Below are 13,387 nucleotides of genomic sequence, written 5' to 3'. Positions count from 1 at the left end.
GGTGGGCGGCGCTGCCCCGCGCCAGGGCCCACATTTCGTCGCGGAGCGGCGAGCTCAGCCCATGCCGCCGCGGAGCGGTGGAGCAGCCTGGGGGCGTCAGCCCTGGAATCCCGCCGCGGAGCGAAGGAGCAGCGTCGGGGCGTCAGCCCGGCATCCCCGCCGCGGAGCGGCGGAGCCGGGGGGTCCAGGGGGCGCAGCCCCCGGGGAGGGTCGCCGCGGAGCGGTGGCCCGAGGGGGCCGGGGCGTCAGCCCCGGCAGGAACCCCGCCGCGGAGCGGCGGAGCAGCCCGGGGCGGGAGCCCCAAGGCCCCCACGGACCGGGTCCGGAAACGCAAGGGGCAACCCACAAGCAGCCCAGGTACAGTGCGGAGATCCGCAATCCGTACGGTGAGGCTTCCGCGAACAGTGTTGACCCAGACCACCACCAGGGTCCTCGAACCCGGCGATCTCGACGCCGCGCTCGAGATCCTGGAACGCGAGCCCGTGCACAACGCCTTCGTCACCAGCCGGGTCCAGGCCGCGGGCCTCGACCCCTGGCGCCTCGGCGGCGAGATGTGGGGCTGGTACGAGGGCGGCAAGCTGCGCTCCCTCTGCTACGCGGGCGCCAACCTCGTCCCCATCTGCGCAGGCCCCGAAGCCGTACGCGCCTTCGCCGACCGCGCCCGCAGGGCCGGCCGCCGCTGCTCCTCGATCGTCGGCCCCGCGGACTCCACGACGCTCCTGTGGAAGCACCTCGAACCCAGCTGGGGCCCGGCCCGCGAAGTCCGTGGCCACCAGCCCCTGATGGTCACGGACCGCATGCCCGACGACATCACCCCCGACCCGTACGTCCGCCGGATCCGTAAGGACGAAATGGACGTGATCATGCCGGCGTGCGTGGCCATGTTCACGGAAGAGGTCGGCGTCTCGCCGCTCGCCGGCGACGGCGGACTGCTCTACCAGGCGCGCGTCGCCGAACTCGTCGGCGCCGGACGGGCCTTCGCCCGGATCGAGGACGGCAAGGTCGTCTTCAAGGCCGAGATCGGCGCCGCGACCCCCAGCGCCTGCCAGATCCAGGGCGTCTGGGTCGACCCCGCCCACCGCGGCCGCGGCCTGTCGATCACGGGCATGGCGGCGGTCCTGCGCTACGCGCTCGCCGACGTCGCCCCCGTCGTCAGCCTCTACGTCAACGACTACAACACCCCCGCACGGGCCGCGTACCGCAGGGTCGGCTTCAAGGAAGTCGGCGCCTTCATGAGCGTGCTGTTCTGAACCCGATCCTGAACCCGATCCTGAACCCGATCCCGAATGCGCCCGTGAAGCCGCCCCCGAACCACCCCCTCAGCAGCGGGCTTTCGGGCAACAAGCTGTTCTGACCGCGCCCGCCGGGCGTTAGGGTTCCCGCATGACAGACGACGTCGTGATCGGGGCCATCGACCTCGCGCTGCGGGTCGACGAGGCGCTCGCCGTACAGGCCCGGGCCTTCGGACTCAGCGACGACGAGATCGCGGTACGCCGCCAGATCGTGCTGCGCCACCTCAGCTACCCCGATGCCAGAGCACTCGGCGCGACCACCCCCGACGACCGTCTCGTCGGCTTCGTCTACGGGATGCCCAACGACCGCAGCCACTGGTGGTCCACCGTCGTCGAGCCGTATCTGCGCAGCCGCGACCTCGACTTCTGGCTCGACGACTCCTTCGTCATCACCGAACTCCACGTCGACCCCGGCCACCAGAACCAGGGCATCGGCCGCACCCTGATCACCACGATCACCGACGCGGCGGCCCAGCCCCGCTCGATCCTCTCGGCGATCGACTGGGAGAGCCCGGCCCGCGGCCTGTACCGCTCCCTCGGCTACGAGGACCTGGCCCGCCAGGTCCTGTTCCCCAGCGCCCCCAAGCCGTACGCGGTGATGGGCGCCCCGCTGCCCCTGCGGCGAGCACACTGAGCGGCTTCGGCCGCTTCGTACAAGGCCTGGCGAACCCGTAACCGATTACCGCCGACCCCCCGCGCCCGGATAACCTCCGAGGCACACCCATAACCTCCGACGCACACCCACGAAAAAACCCGCAGGAGAGCAGAACCATGGCCCAGGTCACGCGCATGTCGAAATTGATGATCAAGACACTGCGCGACGACCCGGCGGACGCCGAGGTCCTGAGCCACAAGCTGCTCGTCCGCGCCGGCTACGTCCGCCGCACCGCCGCGGGTGTCTGGTCCTGGCTGCCGCTCGGCCTGAAGGTGCTCTCCAACGTCGAGCGCATCGTGCGCGAGGAGATGGACGCCGTCGGCGCCCAGGAGGTGCTGCTCCCGGCCCTGCTGCCCAAGGAGCCCTACGAGGCGACCGGCCGCTGGGAGGAGTACGGCGCCGAGCTGTTCCGCCTCAAGGACCGCAGGGGCGCGGACTATCTGCTCGGCCCGACGCACGAGGAGATCTTCACGCAGTTGGTGAAGGACCAGTGCTCGTCCTACAAGGACCTGCCGGTCATCCTCTACCAGATCCAGACCAAGTACCGCGACGAGGCCCGCCCCCGCGCCGGTGTGCTGCGCGGCCGCGAGTTCCTGATGAAGGACTCGTACTCCTTCGACACCGCCGACGAGGGCCTCGCCGAGTCGTACGCGCTGCACCGCGCCGCGTACCAGAAGATCTTCGAGCGCCTGGGTCTCGACTACCGCATCTGCGCCGCGACCGCCGGCGCCATGGGCGGCTCCAAGTCCGAGGAGTTCCTCGCCCCGGCCGCGGCCGGCGAGGACACCTTCGCCGACTGCCCGAACTGCGACTACGCGGCGAACACCGAGGCGATCACGTACCCGCTCAAGCCGGTCGACGCCGACGGCGTCCCCGCGGTCGAGGAGCTGGACACCCCCGACACCCCGACCATCGAGACCCTCGCCGCGCACCTCGGCGTCGAGGCCTCCGAGACCCTGAAGAACCTGCTGGTCAAGGTCGACGGCGAGATCGTCGCCATCGGCGTCCCGGGCGACCGCGAGGTCGACATGGACAAGGTCGAGGCGCACTTCGCGCCGGCCGCCGTCGAGCTGGTGACGGCCGAGGACTTCGAGGGCCGCGACGATCTCGTACGGGGATACGTCGGCCCGCAGGGCCTGGAGAAGGTCACCTACCTCGCCGACCCGCGCATCGCCCCCGGCACCTCGTGGATCACGGGCGCCAACAAGGAGGGCAAGCACGCGAAGAACGTCGTCGCGGGCCGTGACTTCGAGGTCGACGGCTACGTCGACGTCGTGGTGGTCCAGGAAGGCGACCCCTGCCCCTCCTGCGGCACCGGCCTCAAGCTGGACCGCGCCATCGAGATCGGTCACATCTTCCAGCTCGGCCGCAAGTACGCCGACGCCTTCCAGCTCGACGTCCTCGGCCAGAACGGCAAGCCGGTCCGCGTGACCATGGGTTCGTACGGCATCGGCGTCTCGCGTGCCGTCGCCGCGCTCGCCGAGCAGTCGGCCGACGACAAGGGCCTGTGCTGGGCCGCCGAGGTCGCCCCCGCCGACGTGCACGTGGTCGCCGCGGGCAAGGCCGCGCAGATCGAGCTGGCGCTCGAGGTCTCCGAGCTGCTCAAGGAGAAGGGCCTGCGGGTCCTGGTCGACGACCGCGCGGGCGTCTCGCCGGGCGTGAAGTTCACGGACGCCGAGCTGATCGGCGTCCCCAAGATCCTGGTGGCCGGCCGCCGCACGGCCGAGGGCATCGTCGAACTCAAGGACCGCCGCACCGGCGAGCGCGAGGAGCTTTTGGTGGCGGAGGCTGTGGCGCGACTGGCCGGCTGACGCCTGGCGTGTACAAGGGCCCGTCGCGAACGTCCCGTTCGCGGCGGGCCCTTCGCCTGCGGCGGCCGGGGAGCTCTCCGTGCGGCGTTGTCAGTGGTCGCCGATAGCCTGGAAAGGGCTTCGGCCCCCGGGCGGGAGGGGACTGCTTCCGCGCACGGAGGTACCTACAGCCAAGCCGCGAACTCCAGCAAAAGCTCCGAGTCCGCCACTCGCCCCACCCGCCGGGCCCGCACCCCGGACTCCACGGCGCGGAACAGGGTCCAGCCCCGCAGGCGCGTCGCGTCCACGTCGAGGGACTCCGCGAGGCGCTTGACCCGGCGGCGGGTGATCGATGAACCCGAGGGCGAGCCCACCACGTCCTCGACCCGGTCCCGCACAAGCCGCGCCAGATCGAAGGCGCACTCGCCGACCACCGGATCGGGTCCGACCGCGAGCCACGGCAGCCGCTCGGCCGAGAGCACCTTGCTCTGCCGGAACGTGCCGTGCAGGAGCCGCTCCTGCGGCGGCGCGGCAAGGAGCTCGTCGCGGGCCGCAAGGGCCTCCGTGACCAGCGGCTCCACCGGATCGCCCGGCGTCAGGCACGCGCGCATCGCCTCGGCCTGCCGCCCGGTCCGCTCCGCCACGTTCTCGAACGGGAACGCCGGCGGCTCCACCCACAGCCGGCGCAGCGCACCGGCCGCCTCCAGCATCGACTTGGCCTCGGGCAGTGAACGTACCGACATGTCGGCATGGAGACGTTCGAGCAGCATCCCGGAAGCGGCCTGGTCGGCAGGGCTCAACAGCCGCGCCGCACCGTGCCCCTCCCAGTGCGCGAGCGCCGCGGCCTCGGCCGCAGGCCGCGACCCGGGCGGCGCCAGCTTGAGCGCCGCGGGGGTGCCCGCGGCGTCGCGTACGAGCGCCACCAGACTCGAGCGGCCGCCCGGCAACTGCAGCCGCTCCACCGTGAGTCCGCCCTCGGAGACGGCCGTCTCCAGGAGCTGCGGCAGTGCGTCGAGCCAGCCGTCGTCGGCCTCCCGGACGCTCTCGCCGAGCGCCCGTACCAGCCGTGTCGGCGCTTCGAAAGCCATGCGCCAGTTGTCCTTTCGCCCTGCTGTGTGCGGCCCGCAGCCGCTTCTCAAGTCTGCGGCCCGCAACGCGCACTTGCCGAGCGGCCCCCTTGCCGCCCCCTACCGCCCCTGTGAAAACTCAAGTCCGCGGCTTCGTCGCCGTGGCCCCCGCGGCCGGCACCGACCGTTCCGCGAGACCAGGGAAGGCTACGCTGCCGCCCCGCCACCGCACCGCACGGACCGCCGCCTCGCGCAGCGCGTCCGCCGCGGACCGCCGGCGTTCGCCTTCGGTGGCCCGTACGACATCGGCGTACACACCCGCGATCTTGTCCTCGAGCTCCGCCGCGAGCCGGGTCGCCGCCGCCGAGTCCGGCACCGGGAACGGCAGCGCGTACGCGGCCGCCGCCTGCTCCGGCAGGGCGCCGAGATCGCGCAGCGTGCGCTGCAGCTCGTCCCGCCGCGAACGGTGCGCGTCGTACGCGGCCCGCGCCTCGTCCCTGCGCCCTTCCCGGATCCGCCCGCCGACGACCCCGTACCCGTAGACCGCCGCGTGCTCGGCCCGCAGGGCCGCCTGGTACGCGGCGAGCTCCGCGGTCTTGTCGCTGTCGCTCATCGCCCTGCCCCGCTCAGCTCGTTCCTGCTCATCGCCCCGCCTCACTCAGCAGATACGCGTGTACGTCGCCGGCGGCCGCGATCGACGCGAGCAGCCGGGCGTCCTCACCGGTCAGGTCGGCCAGCACACCGCGCCGGCTGTCGGCCAGCGCCCGTTCGGCGTCGGCCAGGCGGCGCAGGGTCACCTTCTCGCCGAGCGGTGCCTGAACGGGCGCGCTCCGCGCGGGACTCGGGCTCGCCTTCGGTGCGCCGCCGAGCGCTTTCCCATGGGCCAGCACGTTGTCGCGCAGCGGCCCGAGCCGGTCCGCGAGCGCGGGATGCGCGGCGATCGCCGCGTCGTACTCGGCGAGCAGTCCGGAGCTGTCCTTGGCGATCGTGGCCCGCACCTGCGCGGCGCTCGGCCGGCGGCCCGCGGCACCGGACGAGCCGGTGTCCGAGCCGTCGTCCGAGCAGGCGGCGAGCAGTGCGGCACCCGCGGCCGTCACGGCCCCGGTCAGCAGACTCCTGCGGCGCGGCCCGGTACGGGCGGGCCGGGGGAGGGGTTCGTCGTACGGCACGGCAGACGTCCTCGGGGCGGTCAAGGTGCGGGGCGGTGGTTCCTCGGAGTGCGAGGCAGTGATCACCGTACCCGCGCAAGGGTTCGGGACCGGTGAGCGGGACACCCCACGGCGCCGTGGTGGCCCCAACGGCCACCGGGTACCGCCACCCGGTGGACAGCAACACCTCTCGCGACCGGATACCCTTTGACCTGACACGCGAGAAACCCACAACAGCACACGCGGCCGAGGAGTCACCCGGATGAGCACCACCCAGAGCGAAAGGCTGCGCGGTCTGCTTGAACCGCTTGTCGGCGCCAAGGAACTGGATCTCGAAGAGATCACTGTGACCCCCGCCGGAAAGCGTCGTGTGCTGCGTGTCGTGGTCGACTCCGACGAAGGCGTACAGCTGGACACCTGTGCCGAGCTGAGCCGTGAGATCTCCGAGAAGCTGGACGAGACGGACGCCATGGGCAATGGCGAGTACGTCCTGGAGGTCACCTCTCCGGGCGCCGACCGTCCCCTCTCCGAGTACCGCCACTACGTGCGCGCCACGGGCCGCCTGGTGAAGTTCCAGCTGACCGAAGGCGGCGAGCTGATCGCCCGCATCCTGAAGGTCGACGACGAGGGCCTGGACCTCGAAGTGCCGGGCGTGAAGGGCCGTAAGCCCACCTCGCGCCGTCTTTCCTTCGACGCCGTCGCCAAGGCGCGTGTGGAGATCGAGTTCAACCGCAAGAACAAATCCCCCGAAGATGACGTCGACGCAGACGTCGACGCTGATGCTGACGCGAAGAAGGAGGCGTAGCCGTGGACATCGACATGAGTGCCCTGCGGGGTCTGGTCCGGGAGAAGGAGATCTCCTTCGACCTTCTCGTCGAGGCGATCGAGTCGGCCCTCCTGATCGCCTACCACCGCACCGACGGCAGCCGCCGCCGGGCGCGGGTGGAGCTGGACAAGAGCACCGGCCATGTGACGGTGTGGGCGAAGGAAGACGCCGAGGACCTCGAGGAGGGCCAGGAGGCCCGCGAGTTCGACGACACCCCCTCGGGCTTCGGCCGGATCGCCGCGACCACGGCGAAGCAGGTCATCCTGCAGCGCCTGCGCGACGCCGAGGACGACGCGACGCTCGGCGAGTACGCCGGCCGTGAGGGCGACATCGTCATGGGCGTGGTCCAGCAGGGCCGCGACCCGAAGAACGTACTTGTCGACATCGGCAAGCTGGAGGCCATCCTGCCGGTGCAGGAGCAGGTCCCCGGCGAGGAGTACCCGCACGGCCAGCGCCTGCGCTCCTATGTCGTACGCGTGGTCAAGGGTGTCCGCGGCCCGTCCGTGACGCTCTCGCGTACGCATCCGAACCTGGTCAAGAAGCTCTTCGCACTCGAGGTCCCGGAGATCGCCGACGGCAGCGTCGAGATCTCCGCGATCGCCCGCGAGGCCGGCCACCGCACGAAGATCGCCGTACGGTCGACGCGCTCCGGCCTGAACGCCAAGGGCGCCTGCATCGGCCCGATGGGCGGCCGCGTGCGCCAGGTCATGGCGGAGCTCGGCGGCGAGAAGATCGACATCGTGGACTGGTCGGACGACCCGGCCGAGATGGTGGCCAACGCGCTGTCCCCGGCCCGTGTCTCCAAGGTCGAGATCGTGGACCTGGCGGCCCGTTCGGCCCGGGTGACCGTCCCCGACTACCAGCTCTCGCTCGCCATCGGCAAGGAGGGCCAGAACGCCCGCCTCGCCGCGCGCCTGACCGGCTGGCGGATCGACATCCGGCCGGACACGGAGCAGTCGGGGGAATAGGCGAGGGGGCTCGGAGGCGTTACAGCCTCGGCCCTCCGGACGAGCCGGCAGCCCGGCAGCGGCGCAAAGATCGCGCCGTATTGAAGCGCGCAGCCATTCGAATCTTGCCCCGAAGGGGTGAGGTCGGTGCGGGGAGGTAGACTTAACGGTGTCTGGCCGGACGCACGCCCGAGCCTGCCCTGAGCGAACCTGTGTGGGGTGCCGGGAGCGAGCGGCCAAGCACGATCTGCTGCGGACCGTGTTGATCGAGGGTGAATGTGCCCCCGACCCGCGCGGTACGCTGCCCGGCCGGGGTGCGTATGTACACCCCGCCCTGGTCTGTATCGACACGGCGGTCCGCCGCCGGGCGTTCCCGAGGGCGCTGCGCGCCGAAGGACCGCTCGACACCGCGGCCCTGCGCCGGTATGTCGAGCAGGCGCAACCGTAAGAAGACGAGCCGCACGGAGCCCCGTGCGGTCCAGGTACCCCCGCGAGTTGGAAGTAGGTCGAGATTGCGATGAGCACTCGATGAGCACGCGATGAGTACGCCCATGAAGTAGCGACGGTCCGGCGTAACCCGGACCTAAAAGGAGCGAAGTGGCTAAGGTCCGGGTATACGAACTCGCCAAGGAGTTCGGAGTTGAGAGCAAGGTCGTCATGGCCAAGCTCCAGGAACTCGGTGAATTCGTACGTTCGGCGTCCTCGACGATCGAGGCGCCCGTTGTACGCAAATTGACTGACGCATTGCAGGGTCCGGGTGGCGGCGGAGCCGCCAAGAAGGCCTCCCCTGCCAAGCCCGCGGCGCCGAAGCCGGCCGCCGCAAAGCCGGCCGCATCGGCCCCGGCGCCCGGGGCAGCACGTCCCGCCGCGCCGAAGCCCGCGCCGGTCACCCCCAAGCCTGTGGCGGAGAAGCCCGCGGCACCCGCGCCGGCACAGCCGGGTCCGCGTCCCGCCCCCGCAGCACCCAAGCCGGCCGCGGCGCCCAAGCCCGCGCCGGCCACACCGGAATTCACCGCGCCTCCGGCCGCCCCTGCGGCGCCGAAGCCCGCCGGTGAGCGTCCCGCGACGCGTCCCGGTGCCCCCAAGCCCGGCGGTTCCCGCCCGGCCCCCGGTCAGGGTGGTCAGGGTCAGGGCGAGCGCGCCCCGCGTCCCGGTGGCGCGCCGCGTCCGCAGGGCCAGGGTGCCCCGCGTCCCGGCGGTCGTCCCGCGGGTCCGCGTCCGGGTAACAACCCCTTCACGTCCGGCGGTTCCACCGGCATGGGCCGCCCGCAGGCGCCCCGTCCCGGCGGTGCTCCGCGTCCCGGCGGCCAGGGTGCGCCCGGCGGCCCGCGTCCCCAGGGCGCCGGCCAGGGCGGTCCCCGTCCCCAGGGTCAGGGCGGCGCTCGTCCGTCTCCGGGCGGCATGCCTCGTCCGCAGGGCGGCGCTGCCGGTGCCGGCGGTCCCCGTCCCGGCGGCGGCAACCGTCCGAACCCGGGCATGATGCCGCAGCGTCCCGCTGCCGGCACTCCGCGTCCCGGTGGTGGCCCCGGCGGTGGCCGTGGTCCCGGTGGCGGCGGCGGTCGTCCCGGTGGCGGCGGTGGCGGCGGCGGTCGTCCCGGCTTCGCCGGTCGTCCGGCCGGTCCCGGTGGCGGCGGCGGTTTCGCCGGTCGTCCCGGTGGCGGTGGCGGTGGCGGCGGTTTCGCCGGTCGTCCCGGTGGCGGTGGCGGTTTCGCCGGTCGTCCCGGTGGCGGTCGTCCCGGCGGTCCCGGTGGCCGTGGTGGCACGCAGGGCGCCTTCGGCCGTCCCGGCGGTCCCGCGCGTCGTGGCCGTAAGTCGAAGCGGCAGAGGCGCCAGGAGTACGAGGCCATGCAGGCCCCGTCGGTGGGCGGCGTCATGCTGCCTCGCGGCAACGGCGAGACCGTTCGCCTGTCGCGCGGTGCTTCGCTGACCGACTTCGCGGAGAAGATCAACGCCAACCCGGCGTCGCTCGTCGCCGTGATGATGAACCTCGGCGAGATGGTCACGGCCACGCAGTCCGTCTCCGACGAGACGCTGCAGCTCCTCGGCGGCGAGATGAACTACACGGTTCAGATCGTCAGCCCCGAGGAGGAGGACCGCGAGCTGCTCGAGTCCTTCGACATCGAGTTCGGCGAGGACGAGGGCGGCGAGGAGTACCTGGTCGCGCGTCCGCCGGTGGTGACCGTCATGGGTCACGTCGACCACGGTAAGACCCGACTGCTCGACGCGATCCGCAAGACGAACGTGGTCGCGGGCGAGGCGGGTGGCATCACCCAGCACATCGGTGCCTACCAGGTCGCGACCGAGGTGAACGGCGAAGAGCGCCGCATCACCTTCATCGACACCCCGGGTCACGAGGCGTTCACCGCCATGCGTGCCCGTGGTGCGAAGTCGACCGACATCGCCATCCTGGTGGTCGCGGCCAACGACGGCGTCATGCCGCAGACGGTCGAGGCGCTCAACCACGCCAAGGCGGCCGACGTCCCGATCGTCGTCGCGGTCAACAAGATCGACGTCGAGGGTGCCGACCCGACCAAGGTGCGCGGTCAGCTGACCGAATTCGGCCTCGTGGCCGAGGAGTACGGCGGCGACACCATGTTCGTCGACATCTCCGCCAAGCAGGGCGAGAACATCGAGTCCCTGCTCGAGGCCGTGGTCCTGACCGCGGACGCCTCGCTCGACCTGCGGGCCAACCCGGAGCAGGACGCGCAGGGTATTGCGATCGAGTCGCACCTCGACAAGGGCCGCGGTGCCGTCGCGACCGTCCTCGTCCAGCGCGGTACCCTCCGCGTCGGCGACACGATGGTCGCGGGCGACGCCTACGGCCGCGTGCGCGCCATGCTCGACGACAAGGGCAACAACGTGCAGGAAGCGGGTCCCTCGACCCCCGTCCTGGTCCTGGGTCTCACCAACGTCCCCGGCGCCGGCGACAACTTCCTCATCGTCGACGAGGACCGCACCGCCCGTCAGATCGCCGAGAAGCGTGCGGCGCGTGAGCGCAACGCGGCCTTCGCCAAGCGCACCCGCCGGGTGTCCCTCGAGGACCTCGACAAGGTGCTCAAGGCCGGCCTCGTGCAGGATCTCAACATCATCATCAAGGGCGACGCGTCCGGTTCGGTGGAGGCTCTCGAGTCCTCGCTGCTCCAGCTCGACGTCGGCGAAGAGGTCGAGATCCGCGTCCTGCACCGTGGTGTGGGTGCGGTCACCGAGTCGGACATCAACCTGGCGACGGGTTCCGACGCCATCGTGATCGGCTTCAACGTCCGCGCGGTCGGCCGCGCGGAGCAGCTGGCCGAGCGCGAAGGCGTGGACGTCCGGTACTACTCGGTCATCTACCAGGCGATCGAAGAGATCGAAGCGGCCCTCAAGGGCATGCTCAAGCCGGAGTACGAAGAGGTCGAGCTCGGCACGGCGGAGATCCGCGAGATCTTCCGCTCGTCCAAGCTGGGCAACATCGCCGGTGTCCTGGTCCGCTCCGGCGAGGTCAAGCGCAACACCAAGGCGCGCCTGCTCCGCGACGGCAAGGTCATCGCGGAGAACCTCAACATCTCCGGTCTGCGCCGCTTCAAGGACGACGTCACCGAGATCCGCGAGGGCTTCGAGGGCGGTATCAACCTCGGAAACTTCAACGACATCAAGATCGACGACGTCATCGCGACGTACGAGATGCGCGAGAAGCCGCGCGGCTGATGCCACGCACTGATCGAGCAGCGTGAACCGGGGCCGGTCGACGGGGGAAATTCCGTCGATCGGCCCCGGCCGTTGCGTGTACGGTTCCGGTGTCCCTGCCAAGGCGGCCCTTGCGGCCGGCCCGCGGTAGCAGGGCCCTCGAACCCGTACCGGCGGGTCATCCGGATACATATGTACGTGGGGACTCTGTCCTTTGATCTGCTCCTCGGCGACGTACGGTCGCTGAAGGAGAAGCGTTCCGTCGTCCGGCCGATCGTCGCCGAACTGCACCGGAAGTTCGCCGTGAGCGTGGCGGAGGTGGGCGATCAGAACCTGCACCGCAGGGCCGAGATCGGTGTGGCCATGGTGTCCGGTGACACCGGCCACCTGGCGGAGGTGCTCGACCGGTGCGAGCGCATGGTCGCCGCCCGGCCCGAGGTGGAGCTGCTCTCGGTGCGCAGACGGCTGCACGGCGACGATGATTGATGCACGTAGGAACGTAAGAAGAAGCAAGTAGAGGGAGACGGACCAGTGGCCGACAACGCGCGGGCGAAGAAGCTGGCGGACCTCATCCGGGAAGTGGTCGCACAGAAGCTGCAGCGCGGGGTCAAGGACCCGCGCCTCGGCTCGCACGTGACCATCACCGACACGAGGGTCACCGGCGATCTGCGGGAGGCGACCGTCTTCTACACGGTCTACGGCGATGACGAGGACCGTGAGAACGCGGCCCGTGGGCTCGAGAGCGCCAAGGGTGTGCTGCGGTCGGCGGTGGGTGCGGCGGCGGGTGTGAAGTTCACGCCGACGCTGACCTTCGTGGCCGACGCGCTTCCGGAGACCGCCAAGACCATCGAGGACCTCCTCGACAAGGCGCGGGCCTCCGACGCGCAGGTGCGCCAGGCGTCCTCGGGCGCCACGTACGCCGGTGAGGCGGACCCGTACAAGAAGCCGGAAGAGGACGACGCTTCCGAATGAGCAAGCAGCAGCAGACTCCCCCAGCTACCGCTGGGAGGGGCCCCCAGGACGGACTTGTCATTGTCGACAAGCCGTCCGGCTTCACGTCGCATGACGTGGTCGCCAAGATGCGCGGCATCGCCAAGACCCGCAGGGTCGGGCACGCCGGCACGCTCGATCCGATGGCGACCGGTGTGCTCGTTCTCGGTGTGGAGCGGGCCACCAAGCTCCTCGGGCATCTCGCCCTGACGGAGAAGGAGTACCTGGGGACCATCCGGCTCGGGCAGAACTCCGTGACGGATGACGCCGAGGGGGAGATCACCTCGTCGGCGGATGCGTCGCGGGTGTCCCGTGACGCGATCGACGCCGCGATCGTCAAGCTGACCGGCGAGATCATGCAGGTGCCGTCCAAGGTCAGTGCGATCAAGATCAACGGGGTGCGGTCGTACAAGCGGGCGCGTGACGGGGAGGACTTCGAGATCCCGGCGCGGCCGGTGACCGTCTCTTCGTTCACGGTGTACGACGTGCGCGACGCGGTCGCCGAGGACGGCACCGCGGTCATGGATCTGGTCGTGTCGGTGGTCTGCTCCTCTGGCACGTACATCCGGGCGCTGGCCCGGGATCTGGGGGCGGACCTCGGGGTCGGCGGGCATCTGACGGCGCTTCGGCGTACGCGGGTCGGGCCGTATGGGCTCGATGCGGCCCGGACGCTGGAGGCGCATCAGGAGTCGCTCGCGGTGATGCCGGTGGCTCAGGCGGCGGCTGCGGCGTTTGCTCGGTGGGATGTCGATGAGAAGCGGGCTCGGTTGTTGCTCAACGGGGTGCGGATCGAGATGCCGGATGCGTATGGGGCGGGGGAGTCCGTTGCGGTCTTCGATGCCGAGGGGCGGTTTGTGGCGCTCGTGGAGAACCTGAAGGGCAAGGCCAAGAGCCTGGCCGTTTTCGGCTGAGGCGCGGGGGGTGCTGTCACGGGGGCTCTGCCCCCGGGCCCCCGCTGGGGGCTTGCGCCCCCAGGCCCCCGTTTTGGGGGCCTTGCCCCCATGCC

General features: G+C 71.2%; 13 protein-coding genes. 10 read left to right on the top strand and 3 right to left on the bottom strand.

The window, feature by feature from the left end:
* Positions 1 to 404: 404 nt before the first annotated feature.
* The 3 genes from G6045_RS33415 to G6045_RS33405 all read left to right on the top strand — a co-directional run bounded on the left by G6045_RS33415 (position 405) and on the right by G6045_RS33405 (position 3,758).
* Complete coding sequence (locus tag G6045_RS33415) at positions 405 to 1,250, top strand: GNAT family N-acetyltransferase (RefSeq protein WP_165335935.1); 846 nt, start codon at positions 405 to 407, stop codon at positions 1,248 to 1,250.
* A 133-nt stretch (positions 1,251 to 1,383) separates the two neighbouring features.
* The gene (locus G6045_RS33410; RefSeq protein ID WP_165335934.1) at positions 1,384 to 1,926 is read left to right on the top strand and encodes a GNAT family N-acetyltransferase; all 543 of its coding nucleotides are present in this window, start codon (positions 1,384 to 1,386) and stop codon (positions 1,924 to 1,926) included.
* 137 nt (positions 1,927 to 2,063) lie between these two features.
* Positions 2,064 to 3,758, top strand: a complete 1,695-nt coding sequence (locus tag G6045_RS33405) for a proline--tRNA ligase (protein ID WP_165335933.1) — start codon at positions 2,064 to 2,066, stop codon at positions 3,756 to 3,758.
* 164 nt (positions 3,759 to 3,922) lie between these two features.
* Here the strand turns inward: G6045_RS33405 and G6045_RS33400 are convergent, their stop codons facing one another.
* The 3 genes from G6045_RS33400 to G6045_RS33390 all read right to left on the bottom strand — a co-directional run bounded on the left by G6045_RS33400 (position 3,923) and on the right by G6045_RS33390 (position 5,973).
* Entirely contained in the window at positions 3,923 to 4,825 is a 903-nt protein-coding gene (locus G6045_RS33400; protein WP_165335932.1) for an aminoglycoside phosphotransferase family protein, read from the bottom strand.
* 118 nt (positions 4,826 to 4,943) lie between these two features.
* Positions 4,944 to 5,417, bottom strand: a complete 474-nt coding sequence (locus tag G6045_RS33395; protein ID WP_165335931.1) for a ferritin-like domain-containing protein — start codon at positions 5,415 to 5,417, stop codon at positions 4,944 to 4,946.
* A gap of 28 nt (positions 5,418 to 5,445) precedes the next feature.
* Complete coding sequence (locus G6045_RS33390; protein ID WP_165335930.1) at positions 5,446 to 5,973, bottom strand: hypothetical protein; 528 nt, start codon at positions 5,971 to 5,973, stop codon at positions 5,446 to 5,448.
* 241 nt (positions 5,974 to 6,214) lie between these two features.
* Here G6045_RS33390 and rimP point away from each other — a divergent pair, with 241 nt between their 5' ends.
* From rimP to truB, 7 genes are all read left to right on the top strand, one after another.
* Positions 6,215 to 6,757, top strand: coding sequence for a ribosome maturation factor RimP (rimP, locus tag G6045_RS33385; RefSeq protein WP_165335929.1), 543 nt, complete (start codon positions 6,215 to 6,217; stop codon positions 6,755 to 6,757).
* A 2-nt stretch (positions 6,758 to 6,759) separates the two neighbouring features.
* Positions 6,760 to 7,746, top strand: coding sequence for a transcription termination factor NusA (nusA, locus tag G6045_RS33380; protein ID WP_165335928.1), 987 nt, complete (start codon positions 6,760 to 6,762; stop codon positions 7,744 to 7,746).
* 148 nt (positions 7,747 to 7,894) lie between these two features.
* Positions 7,895 to 8,173 carry a YlxR family protein gene (locus G6045_RS33375; protein WP_093607858.1) on the top strand — a complete coding sequence of 93 codons (279 nt, stop codon included), beginning with the start codon at positions 7,895 to 7,897 and terminating at the stop codon, positions 8,171 to 8,173.
* A 149-nt stretch (positions 8,174 to 8,322) separates the two neighbouring features.
* Complete coding sequence (gene infB / locus G6045_RS42235) at positions 8,323 to 11,412, top strand: translation initiation factor IF-2 (RefSeq protein WP_165335927.1); 3,090 nt, start codon at positions 8,323 to 8,325, stop codon at positions 11,410 to 11,412.
* A 171-nt stretch (positions 11,413 to 11,583) separates the two neighbouring features.
* Complete coding sequence (locus G6045_RS33365; RefSeq protein WP_165335926.1) at positions 11,584 to 11,877, top strand: DUF503 domain-containing protein; 294 nt, start codon at positions 11,584 to 11,586, stop codon at positions 11,875 to 11,877.
* 45 nt (positions 11,878 to 11,922) lie between these two features.
* On the top strand, positions 11,923 to 12,363 hold the full coding sequence (gene rbfA, locus G6045_RS33360) for a 30S ribosome-binding factor RbfA (RefSeq protein ID WP_165335925.1): 441 nt from the start codon (positions 11,923 to 11,925) through the stop codon (positions 12,361 to 12,363).
* Positions 12,360 to 13,292, top strand: a complete 933-nt coding sequence (gene truB / locus G6045_RS33355) for a tRNA pseudouridine(55) synthase TruB (RefSeq protein WP_165335924.1) — start codon at positions 12,360 to 12,362, stop codon at positions 13,290 to 13,292. Before rbfA ends, truB begins: the two co-directional genes overlap by 4 nt.
* Positions 13,293 to 13,387: the final 95 nt, after the last annotated feature.

The organism is Streptomyces mesophilus, from assembly GCF_011044995.1.
Lineage (GTDB): Bacteria > Actinomycetota > Actinomycetes > Streptomycetales > Streptomycetaceae > Streptomyces > Streptomyces mesophilus.
Note: the sequence above shows the minus strand (reverse complement) of the source record. Positions and strands in the feature narration are given on the sequence as shown.